This is a genomic window from Mycolicibacterium sp. XJ870 (assembly GCF_053483975.1).
The window spans coordinates 1,240,745-1,255,504 of record NZ_JBEFTI010000001.1; the positions used below are offsets into that span (position 1 = coordinate 1,240,745).

The 14,760-nt window shown below is 67.4% G+C and carries 15 protein-coding genes; 10 read left to right on the forward strand and 5 right to left on the reverse strand.

Annotated elements, in window-relative coordinates; genetic code table 11:
- Positions 1-61: 61 nt before the first annotated feature.
- The 5 genes from ABQF30_RS06210 (at position 62) to ABQF30_RS06230 (ending at position 4,512) form a co-directional block, all read left to right on the forward strand.
- Positions 62-871, forward strand: coding sequence for an NUDIX hydrolase (locus ABQF30_RS06210; RefSeq protein ID WP_448463496.1), 810 nt, complete (start codon positions 62-64; stop codon positions 869-871).
- Positions 868-1,551, forward strand: a complete 684-nt coding sequence (locus ABQF30_RS06215) for an enoyl-CoA hydratase (protein ID WP_448461913.1) — start codon at positions 868-870, stop codon at positions 1,549-1,551. The genes ABQF30_RS06210 and ABQF30_RS06215 overlap by 4 nt, the downstream gene beginning before the upstream one ends.
- Positions 1,552-1,585: 34 nt before the next feature.
- Complete coding sequence (locus ABQF30_RS06220; protein ID WP_448461914.1) at positions 1,586-2,563, forward strand: class I SAM-dependent methyltransferase; 978 nt, start codon at positions 1,586-1,588, stop codon at positions 2,561-2,563.
- An 8-nt stretch (positions 2,564-2,571) separates the two neighbouring features.
- Positions 2,572-3,747, forward strand: a complete 1,176-nt coding sequence (locus tag ABQF30_RS06225) for a THUMP-like domain-containing protein (protein WP_448461915.1) — start codon at positions 2,572-2,574, stop codon at positions 3,745-3,747.
- A 75-nt stretch (positions 3,748-3,822) separates the two neighbouring features.
- The gene (locus ABQF30_RS06230) at positions 3,823-4,512 is read left to right on the forward strand and encodes an esterase (protein ID WP_448461916.1); all 690 of its coding nucleotides are present in this window, start codon (positions 3,823-3,825) and stop codon (positions 4,510-4,512) included.
- 27 nt (positions 4,513-4,539) lie between these two features.
- On the opposite strand, the gene ABQF30_RS06235 is transcribed toward ABQF30_RS06230, so the two are convergent.
- Together ABQF30_RS06235 and ABQF30_RS06240 are read right to left on the reverse strand one after the other, a co-directional pair.
- Positions 4,540-6,084, reverse strand: a complete 1,545-nt coding sequence (locus tag ABQF30_RS06235; RefSeq protein ID WP_448461917.1) for an alanine/glycine:cation symporter family protein — start codon at positions 6,082-6,084, stop codon at positions 4,540-4,542.
- A gap of 72 nt (positions 6,085-6,156) precedes the next feature.
- Positions 6,157-7,440: a BamB-related PQQ repeat family beta-propellar protein gene (locus tag ABQF30_RS06240; RefSeq protein ID WP_448461918.1), complete on the reverse strand. Its 1,284-nt coding sequence runs from the start codon at positions 7,438-7,440 to the stop codon at positions 6,157-6,159.
- A 95-nt stretch (positions 7,441-7,535) separates the two neighbouring features.
- On the opposite strand from ABQF30_RS06240, the gene ABQF30_RS06245 reads away from it, so the two are divergent.
- From ABQF30_RS06245 to ABQF30_RS06255, 3 genes are read left to right on the forward strand one after another with little or no spacing between them, the layout of a single operon-like run.
- The gene (locus ABQF30_RS06245) at positions 7,536-8,276 is read left to right on the forward strand and encodes an acyltransferase (RefSeq protein ID WP_448461919.1); all 741 of its coding nucleotides are present in this window, start codon (positions 7,536-7,538) and stop codon (positions 8,274-8,276) included.
- A 10-nt stretch (positions 8,277-8,286) separates the two neighbouring features.
- On the forward strand, positions 8,287-8,655 hold the full coding sequence (locus ABQF30_RS06250; RefSeq protein WP_448461920.1) for a YidH family protein: 369 nt from the start codon (positions 8,287-8,289) through the stop codon (positions 8,653-8,655).
- Positions 8,652-8,966, forward strand: coding sequence for a DUF202 domain-containing protein (locus tag ABQF30_RS06255; protein WP_448461921.1), 315 nt, complete (start codon positions 8,652-8,654; stop codon positions 8,964-8,966). The genes ABQF30_RS06250 and ABQF30_RS06255 overlap by 4 nt, the downstream gene beginning before the upstream one ends.
- On the opposite strand, the gene ABQF30_RS06260 is transcribed toward ABQF30_RS06255, so the two are convergent.
- The 3 genes from ABQF30_RS06260 to ABQF30_RS06270 all read right to left on the reverse strand — a co-directional run bounded on the left by ABQF30_RS06260 (position 8,963) and on the right by ABQF30_RS06270 (position 12,684).
- Positions 8,963-10,213 carry a glycosyltransferase family 4 protein gene (locus ABQF30_RS06260; RefSeq protein ID WP_448461922.1) on the reverse strand — a complete coding sequence of 417 codons (1,251 nt, stop codon included), beginning with the start codon at positions 10,211-10,213 and terminating at the stop codon, positions 8,963-8,965. The genes ABQF30_RS06255 and ABQF30_RS06260 overlap by 4 nt on opposite strands.
- A gap of 144 nt (positions 10,214-10,357) precedes the next feature.
- Positions 10,358-11,902, reverse strand: a complete 1,545-nt coding sequence (locus ABQF30_RS06265) for a 1,4-alpha-glucan branching protein domain-containing protein (protein WP_448461923.1) — start codon at positions 11,900-11,902, stop codon at positions 10,358-10,360.
- Positions 11,899-12,684, reverse strand: coding sequence for a class I SAM-dependent methyltransferase (locus ABQF30_RS06270; protein ID WP_448461924.1), 786 nt, complete (start codon positions 12,682-12,684; stop codon positions 11,899-11,901). Before ABQF30_RS06270 ends, ABQF30_RS06265 begins: the two co-directional genes overlap by 4 nt.
- 229 nt (positions 12,685-12,913) lie before the next feature.
- Here ABQF30_RS06270 and ABQF30_RS06275 point away from each other — a divergent pair, with 229 nt between their 5' ends.
- Together ABQF30_RS06275 and ABQF30_RS06280 are read left to right on the forward strand one after the other, a co-directional pair.
- The gene (locus ABQF30_RS06275; RefSeq protein ID WP_448461925.1) at positions 12,914-13,705 is read left to right on the forward strand and encodes an electron transfer flavoprotein subunit beta/FixA family protein; all 792 of its coding nucleotides are present in this window, start codon (positions 12,914-12,916) and stop codon (positions 13,703-13,705) included.
- A 36-nt stretch (positions 13,706-13,741) separates the two neighbouring features.
- On the forward strand, positions 13,742-14,698 hold the full coding sequence (locus ABQF30_RS06280; RefSeq protein ID WP_448461926.1) for an electron transfer flavoprotein subunit alpha/FixB family protein: 957 nt from the start codon (positions 13,742-13,744) through the stop codon (positions 14,696-14,698).
- Positions 14,699-14,760: the final 62 nt, after the last annotated feature.

Consider the following 14,760-nt stretch of genomic DNA (forward strand, 5'->3'; position numbering starts at 1 on the left):
TAGCTTGCGCGAGGAGCCGACCGAAAAAGACCCACTGGTGCCGCGGCCTGCCGCGACGGTGATGTTGGTCCGCGACACACGCCGAGGGACTTCGCCGGAAATCGAGGTGTTCCTGATGCGTCGGCATGCGGCGATGGAGTTCGTCGCCGGTGTCATGGTGTTCCCGGGCGGCGGTGTCGACGACCGCGACCGCAACGCCGATATCGCGTGGTTCGGGCCTGAGCCTTCGTGGTGGGCGCAACGGCTTGGCGTGGACACCGGTCTGGCCGAGGCGCTCGTCTGCGCCGCGGCACGGGAGACTTTCGAGGAGTCCGGAGTGCTTTTCGCCGGCCCCCAGAATGGCTCAGGCGACCCGGGCATCATCTCCGACGCGTCGGTGTACGGCGACGCCCGTGCTGCGCTGGCCAACAACTCGCTCTCGTTCGCGGACTTCCTGCGCGACGAGAAACTGGTGCTCCGCGCTGATCTCCTACGGCCGTGGGCCAACTGGGTGACCCCCAAGGAGGAACGCACCCGCCGCTACGACACCTACTTCTTCGTTGGGGCATTGCCGGAAGGGCAGCGGGCCGACGGCGAGAACACCGAGAGCGACCGGGCGTTCTGGGCCACCCCCCAGGCCGGGCTCGACGATTTCGCCGAGGGCCGGACATTCCTGCTGCCGCCTACCTGGACCCAGTTGGACTCGCTCAACGGCCGCACCGTGGCCGAGGTGCTGGCGGTGGAGCGCAAGATCGTCGCGGTCGAACCGAGCCTGGCTGTCGGAGGCGGCAATTGGGAGATCGAGTTCTTCGACGGCGACCGTTATAACGCGGCGCGGAATCACCGGTCACCGGTGGGCAGGAGCGGAGCGACCGGGGAATCGGCTCAGTGAACGAATTCGTCAGCGTCGTCATCGGGGCCGCACCCGAGCAGGAGGGCGTCGCGACCCTATTGCTGTCGCGACCCCCGACCAATGCCCTGACTCGGCAGATGTACCGGGAGATCTCCACGGCCGCCGCCGACCTTGCCGAGCGCACCGAGGTGGCTGCGGTGATCCTTTTCGGCGGGCACGAGAGCTTCTGTGCGGGCGACGACGTCCCCGAGCTGCGCACGCTGAACAGCGAGGAAGCCGCCGCGGCCGACAAAGCGCTGCGACGCTGCATGGAGGCCGTGGCCGCCATCCCCAAACCGACGGTCGCGGCGATCACCGGTTACGCGTTGGGCAGCGGGTTGAGCCTGGCGCTGGCCGCGGACTGGCGGGTCAGCGGGGACAACGTCAAGCTCGGGTCGACTGAGATCTTGGGCGGCCTGGCACCCCGCGGTGGCGGGGGCGCGCGCCTCGCTGCGGCAATCGGGGCCAGCAAGGCCAAGGAGCTGGTGTTCAGCGGACGGTTCGTGGGCGCCCAGGAAGCTGTCGAGTTGGGTCTGATCGACGAGATGGTGGCCCCCGACCACGTCTACGACGCCGCACTGGCCTGGGCGCGGCGCTTGGTCGAGCATCCGGTGGAAGTTCTGGCGGCCGCCAAGGCTTCCGTCGACGGGCCGGTCGATCGGGTGGCCGACCGGCCCTGACGATGGCCTGACGGCGGCCGTTAGGCTGCCCTGCATGACGGAAACCAAGGATGCCACCGAACCGGCTCCCAACCCGCACGCCACGGCCGAACAGGTCGAGGCCGCCAGGCATGACACCAAGCTGGCCCAGGTCCTCTACCACGACTGGGAAGCCGAGTCTTACGACGACAAGTGGTCGATCTCCTACGACCAGCGCTGCATCGACTACGCTCGCGGCCGCTTCGACGCCATCGTCCCCGAATCCGAGCAGCGTGAGCTGCCCTACGACCGGGCTCTGGAGTTGGGCTGTGGCACGGGGTTCTTCCTTCTCAACCTGGTGCAGTCCGGGGTGGCGCGGCGCGGTTCGGTTACCGATCTGTCGCCGGGCATGGTGAAGGTGGCCACTCGTAACGGGCAGTCGCTCGGCCTGGACATCGATGGCCGGGTCGCCGATGCCGAGGGCATCCCGTACGACGACAACACCTTCGACCTGGTTGTCGGGCATGCCGTGCTGCACCACATCCCGGACGTCGAGCTGTCCTTGCGTGAGGTGGTCCGGGTGCTCAAGCCGGGCGGCCGGTTCGTGTTCGCCGGTGAGCCCACCAAGGTGGGTAACACCTATGCCCGCGCACTGGCCGACCTGACGTGGAAGACAACCGTTCAGGCGATGAAGCTTCCCGGCCTGAGCAGCTGGCGCCGGCCCCAGGAGGAGCTGGACGAGAATTCGCGGGCCGCTGCGCTGGAGTGGATCGTCGACCTGCACACCTTCGACCCAGCCGACCTGGAGAAGATGGCGTCGAACGCAGGTGCTGTCGACGTACGCACCGCGAGCGAGGAGTTCACTGCCGCGATGCTGGGCTGGCCGGTGCGCACGTTCGAGTCGACTGTGCCCCCCGGCAAGCTCGGCTGGGGCTGGGCAAAGTTCGCGTTCGGCAGCTGGACCACACTGAGCTGGGTGGACGCCAATGTGTGGCGCCGGGTGGTGCCCAAGGGCTGGTTCTACAACGTGATGGTGACCGGAGTCAAGCCCTGAGAGGTGGGGTGGTTTTCGACCTCTCCCACGTCGCGTACCTGCGATCGGAAGCAGGTCGGCAGGCGCTTCGTGAGGCTGCGGGGTTTGCGCTGTCGGGCAGCACGCTCGTCAACGACATCGGCGCTCTGCGAAAGCAATTCGGTGACCGCGCGGCTGTGCTGATCGAGACCGTACAGCTGCGCCGGCGGGCAGCCGCCAAATTCGGCGACCCGTCGCGCTGGCTGTTCACCGACGAGGCGCTGCAGCAGGCCACGGCTGCCCCGGTCGCCGCGCACCGGGCAGCACGCCTGGCCGGCGCGCGGGTGCACGACGCCACCTGCTCCATCGGCAGTGAGCTTGCCGCACTGCGTGATTCGGCTGCCCAACTGGTGGGCAGCGACCTGGACCCGGTGCGGTTGGCGATGGCCGCCAACAATCTTGACGACGGCGGGCCCGCCGTCCCGCTGTGCCGCGCCGACGCGTTGCGCCCCATCACCACCGACACGGTGGTGATCGTGGACCCCGCGCGGCGGCAGGGGGGTCGGCGCAGATTCGATCCGCGCGCCTACACCCCGGCGCTCGATGCCGTGCTGGACGCCTACCGTGACCGAGACCTCGTCGTAAAGTGTGCTCCGGGAATCGATTTCGATGCACTCGAGCGGATGGGGTTCGTTGGTGAGATCGAGGTGACCTCCGTTTCCGGTGGTGTCCGAGAGGCGTGTCTCTGGTCGCCCGGTCTGGCCGGTGCCGGGGTGCGCAGACGGGCCACCGTGCTGGACCGTGACGAGCAGATCACCGACGCCGACCCCGATGACTGCCCGGTGGCACCGGCCGGTCGATGGATCGTCGACCCTGACGGCGCCATCGTGCGGGCCGGACTGGTCCGCCACTACGCGGCGCGGCACGGACTGTGGCAGCTGGACCCCGATATCGCCTACCTGTCCGGTGATCACCTGCCGGAAGGCGTGCGCGGGTTCGAGGTGCTCGAAGTACTCGGCTACCACGAGCGGCGGTTACGGGCTGCGCTGGCCGCGCGCTCGGTGGGGGCGGTCGAGATTCTCGTTCGCGGCGTCGACGTGGACCCCGATGTCCTGCGGGCGCGGTTGCGGCTGCGCGGGACGGAGCATCTGGCGGTGGTGATCGCCCGGTTGGGATCCGGGGCGGCCAGTCGAGCATCGGCATTCATTTGTCGGCCGTCGCGGTGAGCCGCCAGTACGCTTGGCCGCAAGCGCCGGAATCTCCCCGGCGCCGTTGATCGCCGCCGACAAGGACGACTGACGATGCGAATTCCCACGATGGCGGCGCTGCTGACGGCCGGTGTGCTTGTCGGCTGCGCAGGCGTGCCGGTGGCCACTGCGCAGACGGTGTGCGCCCAACTCGGCGGCACCGTCGACCGCGACCAGGTGTGCCAGGTGCACACCGCCAACGCCGCCTACACCCTGGACTACACGTTCCCGGTGGGGTACCCCGACCAACTGGCGCTGGGGGGTTATCTGACCCAGACCCGGGACGGCTTCATCAATGTCTCGGATATGCCGGGGTCACGAGATCAGCCGTATGTGTTGGACGCCAAGGGGACTGCCTACACCTCAGGCATACCGCCACGCACCCGGAGCATGGTGTTCGAGGTCTACCAGAACGTCGGCGGTGCTTATCCGCAGACTTGGTACAAGTCGTTCAATTACGACGAGGCCACCCGGCAGCCCATCACGTTCGACACGTTGTTCAAACCGGGAACCAAGCCGCTCGAAGTGATCTTCCCGATCGTGCAGCGCGAACTGCAGAAGCAGTCGGGTGTCGAGCAGGCGATACCGCCGGGTGTCGGACAAGACCCCGCGCACTACCAGAACTTCGCGATCACCGACGAATCGGTGATTTTCTTCTTCGGCCAGGGCGAACTATTGGCCGAGACTGCCGGTGCAACCCAGGCCGCCGTGCCGCGGGCTGCTGTGGCGCCGATGCTGGCCTGAGGAGCCTGAGTACGCCGCAGGCGGCTGTCATATCACCGTCGACGCACGGTGTTTCTCGCCGGTGGGGTCGTAGGATTCCCAGAACTTCGCGCCGGCGATTCCCAGAGTGAGCGGATCGAAAACGGGGTCCAGTCCGGCCTTCTGCTGCTTCTCGTAATCCCACAGCGCAGCGAGTGCCGGTCGCTGCAAGATGATGATGCCGATGATGTTCAGCCAGGCCATCAAGCCGACTCCGATGTCGCCGAGCGTCCAGGCCTCCGTGGCCGTCGAGGTTGCGCCGATCATCACCGACACCAGAATCAAGGCCTGTAGCAGCATCGTGGCGTTCGACCCCACGCTGCCGCGGATCAGTGGAACTTGGATCGATGCCGCCTTGCCGAGGATGAACCGAAGGTTCGTCTCGGCCATGTAGTAGTAGGCGACCATCGTGGTGAAGCAGAAGAACGCCAACGAGACTGCGATGAACGAAGCTCCGGCCCCATTCCACAGCGAGTCGAAGCCGACCTGTGCGAAGGCCGGTCCCACCGCGGCGTCCGACGGCAGCAGGCCGCCGTCGGCGAGCACCGCGCCTGTCTCGCTCTCTCCTTCGAAGACGCGATAGGCGCCCGTCGACAGGATGAGGAAGCCGGTAGCCGAACAGATGAACAGCGTGTCGACGTACACCGCGAACGCCTGAACCAGACCCTGCTTGGCCGGGTGGGAGACCTCGGCCGCCGCGGCGGCGTGCGGGCCGGTGCCCTGGCCCGCCTCGTTGGAGTAGATGCCGCGCTTGACCCCCCACATCACGGCAGATCCGATGATCGCGCCGAACGCGGAGTCCAGTCCGAACGCGCTGGCGAAGATCATCCGCAGAATCTCAGGCACCTCGGCGGCATTCACCGCGACGATCACCAGAGCAAGCACGATGTAGACGACCGCCATGAACGGCACCACGATCGACGCGAAGGCCGCGATGCGCTTGACGCCGCCGATGATGACGAAGGCAAGCACGATCACCGTACCGACCCCCACCCACCAGGTGGAGAAACCCCAGGCCGAACTCATCGCGGCGGCCATCGAATTGGACTGCACGCTGGGCAGGAGCAGACCGCAGGCCAGAATCGTGACGGCCGCGAAGACGAACCCGTACACCTTGAAGAATCCGGCGCCACGCGTATGCGCAAGCGCCCGGCTGAGGTAGTAGGCCGGCCCGCCCCGGTACTCGCCGGTCAGCTGGTCGCGGGTCTTGTAGATCTGGCCAAGCGTGCATTCGACGAACGATGTCGACGCGCCGAGGAAGGCGACTGCCCACATCCAGAACAGCGCGCCGGGGCCGCCGAACGCGATCGCGGTCGCCACGCCTGCGATGTTGCCGGTGCCGACCCGCCCCGCGAGCGACATGGTCAGCGCCTGGAATGACGACACCCCCGACGGCGACTTCTCGCCTTTGAGCATCAGCCGGATCATCTCCGGCACCTGGCGTACCTGGACGAGTCGCGTGCGGATCGAGAAGTACACGCCGGCAGCCAGGCACAGATACACCAGTGCGCTGCTCCAGACGTAGCCATTTACGTAGTCAAGGAAATCCGACACGTTCGGATCCTGGCACGTCGTTGACTTGTTTCCGTTAAGAATCTGTCAATTCGCGGTTAGCTCTCAGCATCCTCAGGCGGGCGCGAAGCCGTACACCTGTCCGTCGCTGGTTGCGGTGACGACGCGGCCGTCGTGGCCGATGGAGACTCCGACGGGCCAGCCGGTCGCCTCGGGCAGGGGATAGGTGTTGAGGGTGTGCCCGTCGCCGCTGTCGAATACCAGCAGCGCCTGACCATGCCCGCCCTGGCGGGCCACGGTGTATCCCGTCGAGCCGGACCGGCTGGTGGCGGACAGCGGTGCGACGTCGTCGCGGGTCCAGGCCACCTCGCCGCGGTCTCCGGCGTCACGTACCGCGACCAGCTTGGCCTCGGGGCCACCACCGGTCACGATCAGGCCGTCCGGGGACACCGACGGCGGAGTTTGGGCCAGATAGTCCAGTGGCACCGACCATTTCGCTGAGCCGTCGGCGGTGTTGATCGCCCACAGCCGTTCATCGCGGCCGTTGACGTAGGCCGTTGCGCCGTCCGCCGACAGCACCGGGCTGGCCAGTGGTCCGCGGCCTGCCGCGTCGCTGGTCCACTCCCGCGTCAGCAGCGGCTGCTGGCCGGGTCGGTACCGCAGGCCGACCAGAACAGGCGCCTCTGTCCCGGGCTCCCACAAGCTGAGCACCACGATGTTGGTGGCAGCGGAGAACGCGGGCGCGGCCGCCACGGGGCACCGCGACCGGGCCAACGGGCAGTCGGGAAGGCCGCGCTGCGAGTCGGTCGGGTCGACGCCCGAGATGAGGTCCAGCGGTGTCCCCTCGACCGTGCCGCGGTGGGCGTCGAACAGCAGCACCTGACCCAAGTGGGTGATCACGAGCAGCTGGCCGTCGGCGAGGATCCGCGGGGTGGTCGGCATCCCGATCACCGGCTGGCGCCACCGGATCCACTGAGTCGACGGGAAGGACATCATGGTGCCGGGCTGGCCCACGTACACGTTGTCGAACCCGTCGAAAAGCGGGCCCGACCAGCCACCGCCCTGCACGAGCCGGGTGCACCAGCGTTGGCGCGCGTTGTTGTCCGCCTCCCAGACCATCAGCGAGCAGCCGCCCGCTGTCTGGGCATTGACCGCGAGATAGCTGCCTGAGGCGAGGGCGACCTGGGCGCCCACGTCGCCCTTGACGGACCGGCTCCACTCCAGCCGCAGGGCCTCGGCCCCGGAAGAGTCCTGATAACTGCTGTTGGCAGCGTCGCCGTATTGGGCGGGCCAGCCCGACGCCGGATGCGCCTCTACCCAGGAATCAGTGTTCTGACAACCGGCGAGAAGGCCCGTGAGCAGCGCAGTTACCGCCAGCGCGAGGTATCGCCGGAACACGGTGTCCTTTCGTCGGAAAGCGGGGCTGGTCCGTATGGATGGACCAGGTGAGGGTAACCCGGCGCCCCCCACGCGCTCGCGTAGGCTTTCCGGCCATGACGACGATGTGGGGCGCGCCGATTCACAAGCGGTGGCGGGGGTCCCGATTGCGCGATCCGCGCCAGGCCGACTTTCTCACGATGGCATCGCTGAAGTGGGTCATCGCCAACCGCGCGTTCGGCCCGTGGTACCTGGTGCGGTACTGGCGGCTGCTGAAGTTCAAGTTGGCCAACCCGCACATCATCACCCGGGGGATGGTGTTCCTGGGTAAGGGCGTGGAGATCCAGTGCACCCCCGAACTCGCTCAGATGGAGATCGGCCGCTGGGTGCACATCGGTGACAAGAACACCATTCGCTGCCATGAGGGCTCGTTGCGCATCGGCGACAAGGTGGTGCTCGGGCGTGACAACGTCATCAACACCTACCTCGACATCGAACTCGGTGACTCCGCGCTGATGGCCGACTGGTGCTATGTGTGCGACTTCGACCACAAGATGGACAACATCGACGTCCCGATCAAGGATCAAGGCATCGTCAAGAGCCCGGTGCGGATCGGGCCCGACACCTGGATCGCCGCCAAGGTGACCATTCTGCGCGGCACCACGATCGGCCGCGGCTGTGTGCTGGGCGCCCACGCCGTGGTCAAAGGCGACGTCCCCGACTTCTCGATCGCTGTAGGTTCGCCCGCCAAAGTGGTGAAGAACCGAAAGCTGGCGTGGGAGACTTCGGCTGCTCAAAGGGCCGAAATGGCTGCGGCGCTAGCCGATATCGAACGCAAGAAGGCCGCGAGCAACTAAGCTCACAGCGGTGCAGCAGTCCGGCCAGACCCCGCAGCCCGACGAGGAGCCGGACTACCGATTCACGCTCGCCAACGAGCGGACATTTCTTGCGTGGCAGCGGACCTCCCTGGGGCTGTTGGCCGCCGCGGTCGCGGTCATCCAATTCGTTCCAGAACTGGGCCTGCCCGGCGCCCGCCACGTCCTGGGGGTGGTGCTGACGTTGTTGGCGACGGCGACCGCCGGTGTGGGGCTGTGGCGCTGGCGCCAAGTCGACCGCGCCATGCGGGCCGGCACGGCGCTGCCACGCCATCCCACCCCGGGCTATCTCGCGGTCGGACTGTGTGTGATCGGCCTGCTGGTCTTGGCCGGCGCCGTGGTGAAGCTGGTCACCGGTTGAGAACTTTCGAACAGACCCTGCCCGCGCAGCGAACGGCACTGTCCTGGACACGGACCTCGTTCGCGGTGCTGGGCACCGGGGCGCTGCACATGCTGCACGACCTGCAGGACCATCGGGCCGGGTTCGGGTTGGTGGCGGCGGGCGTCGCGGTGGTGATCTCGCTGCTCACCTACCTGGTCGGGGTGCGTCGACAGCGCCAGCTTGCCCGTGAGCCGCTGCCGACGCGACTGGCACCCACCGTCGAAGTCCATGTGGTGACGGTGGGCGTGCTCATTCTCATTGCCGTGTCGGTACTTTCGCTACCGTTCTAGGAGTCTGATCGTTCGGGCAGTGGCCGTTCCACAATCGTGCGACGGGCGTGCGGTTCGCGTTCGGCGCGTTTGGCTGCCAGGTACACCTGCGATGTCTCGGCGGCAACGGTGTGCCAGTCGAAGTCCGAGGTGAGCCGGTCCCGGGCGGCGATCGCGCGACGTTGCGCGGCGTCGGGCTCGTCGAGCACGGCGCGCACCGCGGCGGCCAGGCCGGCGACATCGCGTGGTGCGAAAGACATCCCGGTCTGACCGTCGATCACGGCCTCGCCGAGTCCGCCGACATTGGAGGTCACCAGCGGCGTGCCGGTCGCCGCGGCTTCCAACGCCACGATTCCGAACGGCTCGTAGTGGCTGGGCAGCACGGCGGCGTCGGCGGCCTGTAGTGCGCGCACCAAATCCTCGTGACCGAGCCGTCCGACGAACCGGGTGGCCTTGAGCACCTTGTGCTTTCGGGCTTGCTCGATGAGCCACTGCTGCTGTGTGCCGTCGCCGGCGATGATCAGTGTGGTGCCGGGATGCGCGCGCCGGATGCGGGGCAGGGCCGCGATCGCGTCGTGGATGCCCTTTTCGTATTCGAGGCGCCCGACATAGAGCAACTGCGCGGGGCCCTGCCGCGGCCGCCGCCGGGCGAACGGCCACAGCGCTGCGTCGATGCCGTTGCGGATCACGCGGATTTCGGACAACTCCGGCCCGAACAGTTCGGTGATCTCGTCGCTCATCGACGCCGAACAGGTTATGAGCGAATCGGACTCGCGTACCAGCCATGATTCGACGGCATGCACCTGTCGGCTGATCGGACCCGACACCCAGCCGGAGTGCCTGCCGGCCTCGGTGGCATGGATGGTGGAAACCAGTGGTACATCGAAGAATTCGGCCAGTGCGATAGCGGGGTGGGCCACCAGCCAGTCGTGCGCATGCACCACATCGGGTATCCACGGGCCGCCCGTGCTGTCCTTCACCGCCAGCCCAGTGCGGACCATGGCGTGGCCCATTGCCAGCGTCCAGGCCATCATGTCGGTGCCGAAGTCGAATTCGTGCGGGTCCTGGGCGGCGGCGACGACGCGGACCCCCTCGCTGACCTCGTCGGTGGAGGGGTGGGTGCTCGGATCGGTGCCTGACGGCCGACGGCTGAGCACCACGACCTCGTGACCGGCGTCGGCCAGTGCGGTGGCCAGGTGATGCACGTGCCGGCCCAGGCCGCCGACGACCACCGGCGGATACTCCCACGACACCATCAGGATCTTCACTGTTTTATGCCTTCTGGTTTCGGCGAGCGTGCGCAAAATGCTGTTGTTTTGCGGCGTGTCGGGCAACAGACCCGCACGCTCGTCGGGTGGGGGGTGGGAGAGGATCCCGGGTGGGGGGTGGGAGAGGATCCCGGGTGGGGGAGGTCATCTCGGGAGCCGCCGGGCGTCGAGGGCGCCGAACAGGCCGTCGGCCTTGTTCCAGCCGTCGGCGAGTCGCTCGGCCTGCTCGCGACGGCCCGCCGCCAGTGCATCGGATATCTCGCGGGTGGCGTGCGCGTGCAGGTGCGCGCGGTAGCGCGCGTATTCGGCGGCCGAATCCTTGCTGACCATGAACGGCCAGTCGCTGGACACCGTCAGCAGTGTTTCGCGCAGAATCTGATCGGCCACCCGGTCGCGCGGTGTGGGGGAGCCGATTGCCGCGTGCTGGGTCAGAGCCTTGTCCACGGTGCTCAGCGCGTTGTCGACGACCTCGTTGTTGAGCTGCACCAGATCGCTCACCACCGCGCCATTCCATACCTGCCAGTCCTTGCCCGAACCCCACGAGCTTGGCGGCAATTCAACTGGGGCGCCGACAAATCCGTCAGACCTGGCGTCGGCCAGCGTGCCGACCCGCACCCCGGCCTCCGGCAGCGCCCGCAGCACGCGCTCCAGCCAGACGGGTCCCTCGTACCACCAGTGGCCGAACAGTTCGGTGTCGAAGGCGGCCACCACGTGGGCCGGCCTGCCGATCCGTTCGCTCTCGCCGATGAGCCGTTGCCGGACCACCTCGACAAAGTCGGCGACGTGATCGTCGACGGCGCGGTCGGCGCGTTGCGCGTCGTACGGCGCCTTCTCGTCGGACGGGACGTTGCGCCCGGTGACGCGTGCCGGTTTCAGGCCGGTGGTGTGGTCGTAGGTGTGGAAGTCGCGGTAGGCGGCGTGGCCCGGGTAGCCGGACTTGGGCGACCACACCCGGTAGCTGACCTGCAGGTCGCGGCCGAACGCGACGACGTCGGAATCACCGACAGGTCGGCCCAACGCGGTGTCGCCGTGCAGAGACGGTCCGTCGACCATGAAGTGGCTGACACCTGCTGCGGCGTAACCGGTTTCCATGCCGGGCGCGTAGGCGCACTCCGGCGCCCAGATGCCTGCCGGGGTGTGGGCGAAGCGCGCCTGGGCGTCGGCCAGACCCTCGCGCAGCGCGAACTCGCGAAGCCGCGGATTCAGCAGCGGCTGGAACGGATGCGACAGCGGCCCGCCGAGCAACTCGATGGTTTCGGCGTCGATCAGCTCGCGCAGCAGCGGGCTCGCACCGTGGCGCCAGTGGGCGGTGAAATCCTCGATCGCCGAGCCGGCCTCGGCGTATTCGCGAGACCCGAACTCCCGCAAGGTTTCCGGATCACGCAATGTGGTGGCTTCCAACGCCCGCAGGTGCCAGTTGGCCAGCCAGTGGTGCATGCCCGTCAAGCAGTACGGATCGTCGAGTTGCGCGGTCACCACCGGGGTCATCCCCAGCGTGATCAGGTGCCGGCGATCCTCGGCGGCCAGCGTGCGCAGAACTCGCAGCAGCGGCAGATAGGCCGCCGCCCACGACTGATAGAGCCACTCCTCGCCCACCGGCCAGCGACCATGGTGCGCAAGCCAGGGCAGATGCGTGTGCAGTACGAGGGTGAAAAGCCCCGGTACGTCGCCGTCGGATTGGACAGTCACGGCCGTACCGCGATCGCTACCAGATCGAGGCTGTCATCGATGTCGCGGTCGCCGGCTGCGGTGAGGTCGAAGTCGTCGGTGGTCACCGCGGCGACGTCGGCGAGAAGGTGCTCGGGCCATGGTGCGTCGGCAACCGCACGCTGTACCTGGGCCTCGATGATCGATCCGCCGTGCCGGGCATCCAGTTCGGCCAGCCCGGCGCCGTGAAAGACCCCGTACACGCCTTCGACATCGAAGCCGGCCGTTTCCAGCAGTTCGGTCAGCTCGGCGGCGTTGAGTTCCCGGGTGTGGAACGGGTTGAGCGGGGTGTCGCGGCCCGGGGAGAAGGTGATGCGGTTGGGGGTCGAGATGAGGATCCGGCCACCAGGTCTCAATACCCGGAAACACTCGCCAACGAATTGTGCCTGGTCCCACAGGTGTTCGATGACCTGGAAATTCACGACGACGTCCACGGAGCCGTCGGGTAGGGGCAGCTCGGCGAGGTTGCCGTGGCGGATGTCCACCCGCGGATACCGGGCCCGGACATGGGCGACGGTGGCCTCGTCGTAATCCAGTCCGATGACCTGACGTGCCACGTCGGCGATCAGGTCGGCGCCATATCCCTCACCGCAGCCGGCCTCCAGGACGTCGCGCCCCGCGCAGCGATCGGCCAGTCGTTGGTAGACCACCTCGTGGCGGCGGAACCAGTAGTTTTCCTCAGCCAGGCCGGGGATCGTCCGCTCGCCGGTCAGGGGTAGGGCCTGGGGCCCGGCACTGTCCGGGCCGCCCACGATTGCGCTCATTGGAAGGCAGGCTAACCCAGGCTTACCCAGGGTGAAGGTGTTGGTAGCGGATCAACCAACACTTGCCGATGTCTCGGGTGTGATAGGGGAGGCCGGAATGCGAACTTCGACCAGCTATGGTGTTCGTGCGAACCACCGCAAGTTACCGACGGGTAACATGGTGCTAGTGGCTTAGAACGTGATATGGCAGGCCGACCACCGGCCCCATCGAGGAGGACGAACCAGAGTCATGACGAACATCGTGGTCCTGATCAAACAGGTCCCAGACACTTGGTCGGAGCGGAAGCTGTCCGACGGCGATTTCACCCTCGACCGTGAGGCCGCCGATGCCGTGCTCGACGAGATCAACGAGCGTGCTGTCGAAGAGGCACTGTTGATCAAGGAGCGGGAGGGTGGAGACAGCACTGTCACCCTGCTGACCGCCGGTCCGGAGCGCGCTACCGAGGCGATCCGCAAGGCCCTGTCCATGGGCGCCGACAAGGCCGTGCACCTCAAGGACGACGGGCTGCACGGTTCCGACGTCATCCAGACCGCGTGGGCGCTGGCCCGCGCACTGGGCACCATCGAGGGCACCGAGCTGGTCATCGCAGGCAACGAGGCCACCGACGGTGTCGGCGGCGCGGTCCCGGCGGTCATCGCCGAGTACCTGGGCCTGCCCCAGCTCACCCACGTGCGCAAGCTGACTGTCGAGGGCGGAAAGGTCACCGCCGAGCGCGAGACCGACGACGGTGTGTTCACCCTCGAGGCCTCGTTGCCGGCCGTGGTCAGCGTCAACGAGAAGATCAACGAGCCGCGCTTCCCGTCCTTCAAGGGCATCATGGCCGCGAAGAAGAAGGAAGTCACCGTGCTCACCCTGGCCGAGATCGGGGTGGAGGCCGACGAGGTCGGCGTGGCCAATGCCGGATCCAAGGTGCTGTCCTCGACCCCGAAGCCGCCCAAGACGGCCGGCGAGAAGGTCACCGACGAAGGCGACGGCGGAACCAAGGTCGCCGAGTACCTCGTGGCCCAAAAGCTTATCTAGCCCATCCACCAGACGCGAAAGACATAACGAGATCCCATGGCTGAAGTACTTGTGCTCGTTGAGCACGCCGATGGCGCGCTGAAAAAGGTTAGCGCCGAATTGATTACCGCCGCCCGGGTGCTGGGTGAGCCTGCCGCTGTTGTGGTGGGCAAGCCGGGCTCCGCGGCACCGCTGGTCGACGGATTGAAGGCCGCCGGTGCGGCCAAGATTTACGTCGCCGAGTCCGATGACGTCGAGAACTATCTGATCACCCCCGTGGTCGACGTGCTGGCCGGGCTCGCCGAGTCGGCTGCGCCGGCCGGCGTGCTGGTTGCCGCCAGCGCCGACGGCAAGGAGATCGCCGGCCGGTTGGCGGCCCGCATCGGGTCGGGCCTGCTGGTCGATGTCGTCGACGTCAAGGAGGGTGCGGTGGGCGTCCACAGCATCTTCGGTGGCGCGTTCACCGTCGAGGCCCAGGTCACCAGCGAGACCCCGGTGATCACTGTGCGTCCGGGTTCGATCGAGGCCACCCCGGCCGACGGTGCCGGCGAGGTCGTCAACGTCGAGGTGCCGGCTCAGGCCGAGACTGCGACCAAGATCACCAAGCGTGAGCCCGCAGTGGCCGGCGACCGTCCCGAGCTCGCCGAGGCCAGCGTTGTGGTCGCCGGTGGCCGCGGTGTCGGCAGCGCGGACAACTTCTCCATTGTCGAGGCGCTGGCAGACTCGCTCGGTGCTGCCGTCGGCGCCTCGCGTGCCGCGGTCGACTCCGGCTACTACCCGGGCCAGTTCCAGGTGGGTCAGACCGGCAAGACCGTGTCGCCGCAGCTGTACATCGCGCTGGGCATCTCCGGCGCGATCCAGCACCGCGCCGGCATGCAGACGTCGAAGACGATCATCGCGGTCAACAAGGACGAAGAGGCGCCGATCTTCGAGATCGCCGACCTCGGCATCGTTGGCGACCTGTTCAAGGTCAGCCCGCAGCTGACCGAGGCCGTCAACGCTCGCAAGGGCTAGTCCCGCCGAACAGGCGCAAAGGCACCCCAAGACTGAAGTCTTGGGGTGCCTTTCTGTCTGCT

Excerpts from the sequence above, each read along its gene's own strand:
- ABQF30_RS06210 (WP_448463496.1), top strand. The coding sequence starts at position 62 with ATGTTGGTCCGCGACACACGCCGAGGGACTTCGCCGGAAATCGAGGTG.
- ABQF30_RS06220 (WP_448461914.1), top strand. The coding sequence starts at position 1,586 with ATGACGGAAACCAAGGATGCCACCGAACCGGCTCCCAACCCGCACGCC.
- ABQF30_RS06230 (WP_448461916.1), top strand. The coding sequence starts at position 3,823 with ATGCGAATTCCCACGATGGCGGCGCTGCTGACGGCCGGTGTGCTTGTC.
- ABQF30_RS06245 (WP_448461919.1), top strand. The coding sequence starts at position 7,536 with ATGACGACGATGTGGGGCGCGCCGATTCACAAGCGGTGGCGGGGGTCC.
- ABQF30_RS06270 (WP_448461924.1), bottom strand. The coding sequence starts at position 12,684 with ATGAGCGCAATCGTGGGCGGCCCGGACAGTGCCGGGCCCCAGGCCCTA.
- ABQF30_RS06275 (WP_448461925.1), top strand. The coding sequence starts at position 12,914 with ATGACGAACATCGTGGTCCTGATCAAACAGGTCCCAGACACTTGGTCG.
- ABQF30_RS06280 (WP_448461926.1), top strand. The coding sequence starts at position 13,742 with ATGGCTGAAGTACTTGTGCTCGTTGAGCACGCCGATGGCGCGCTGAAA.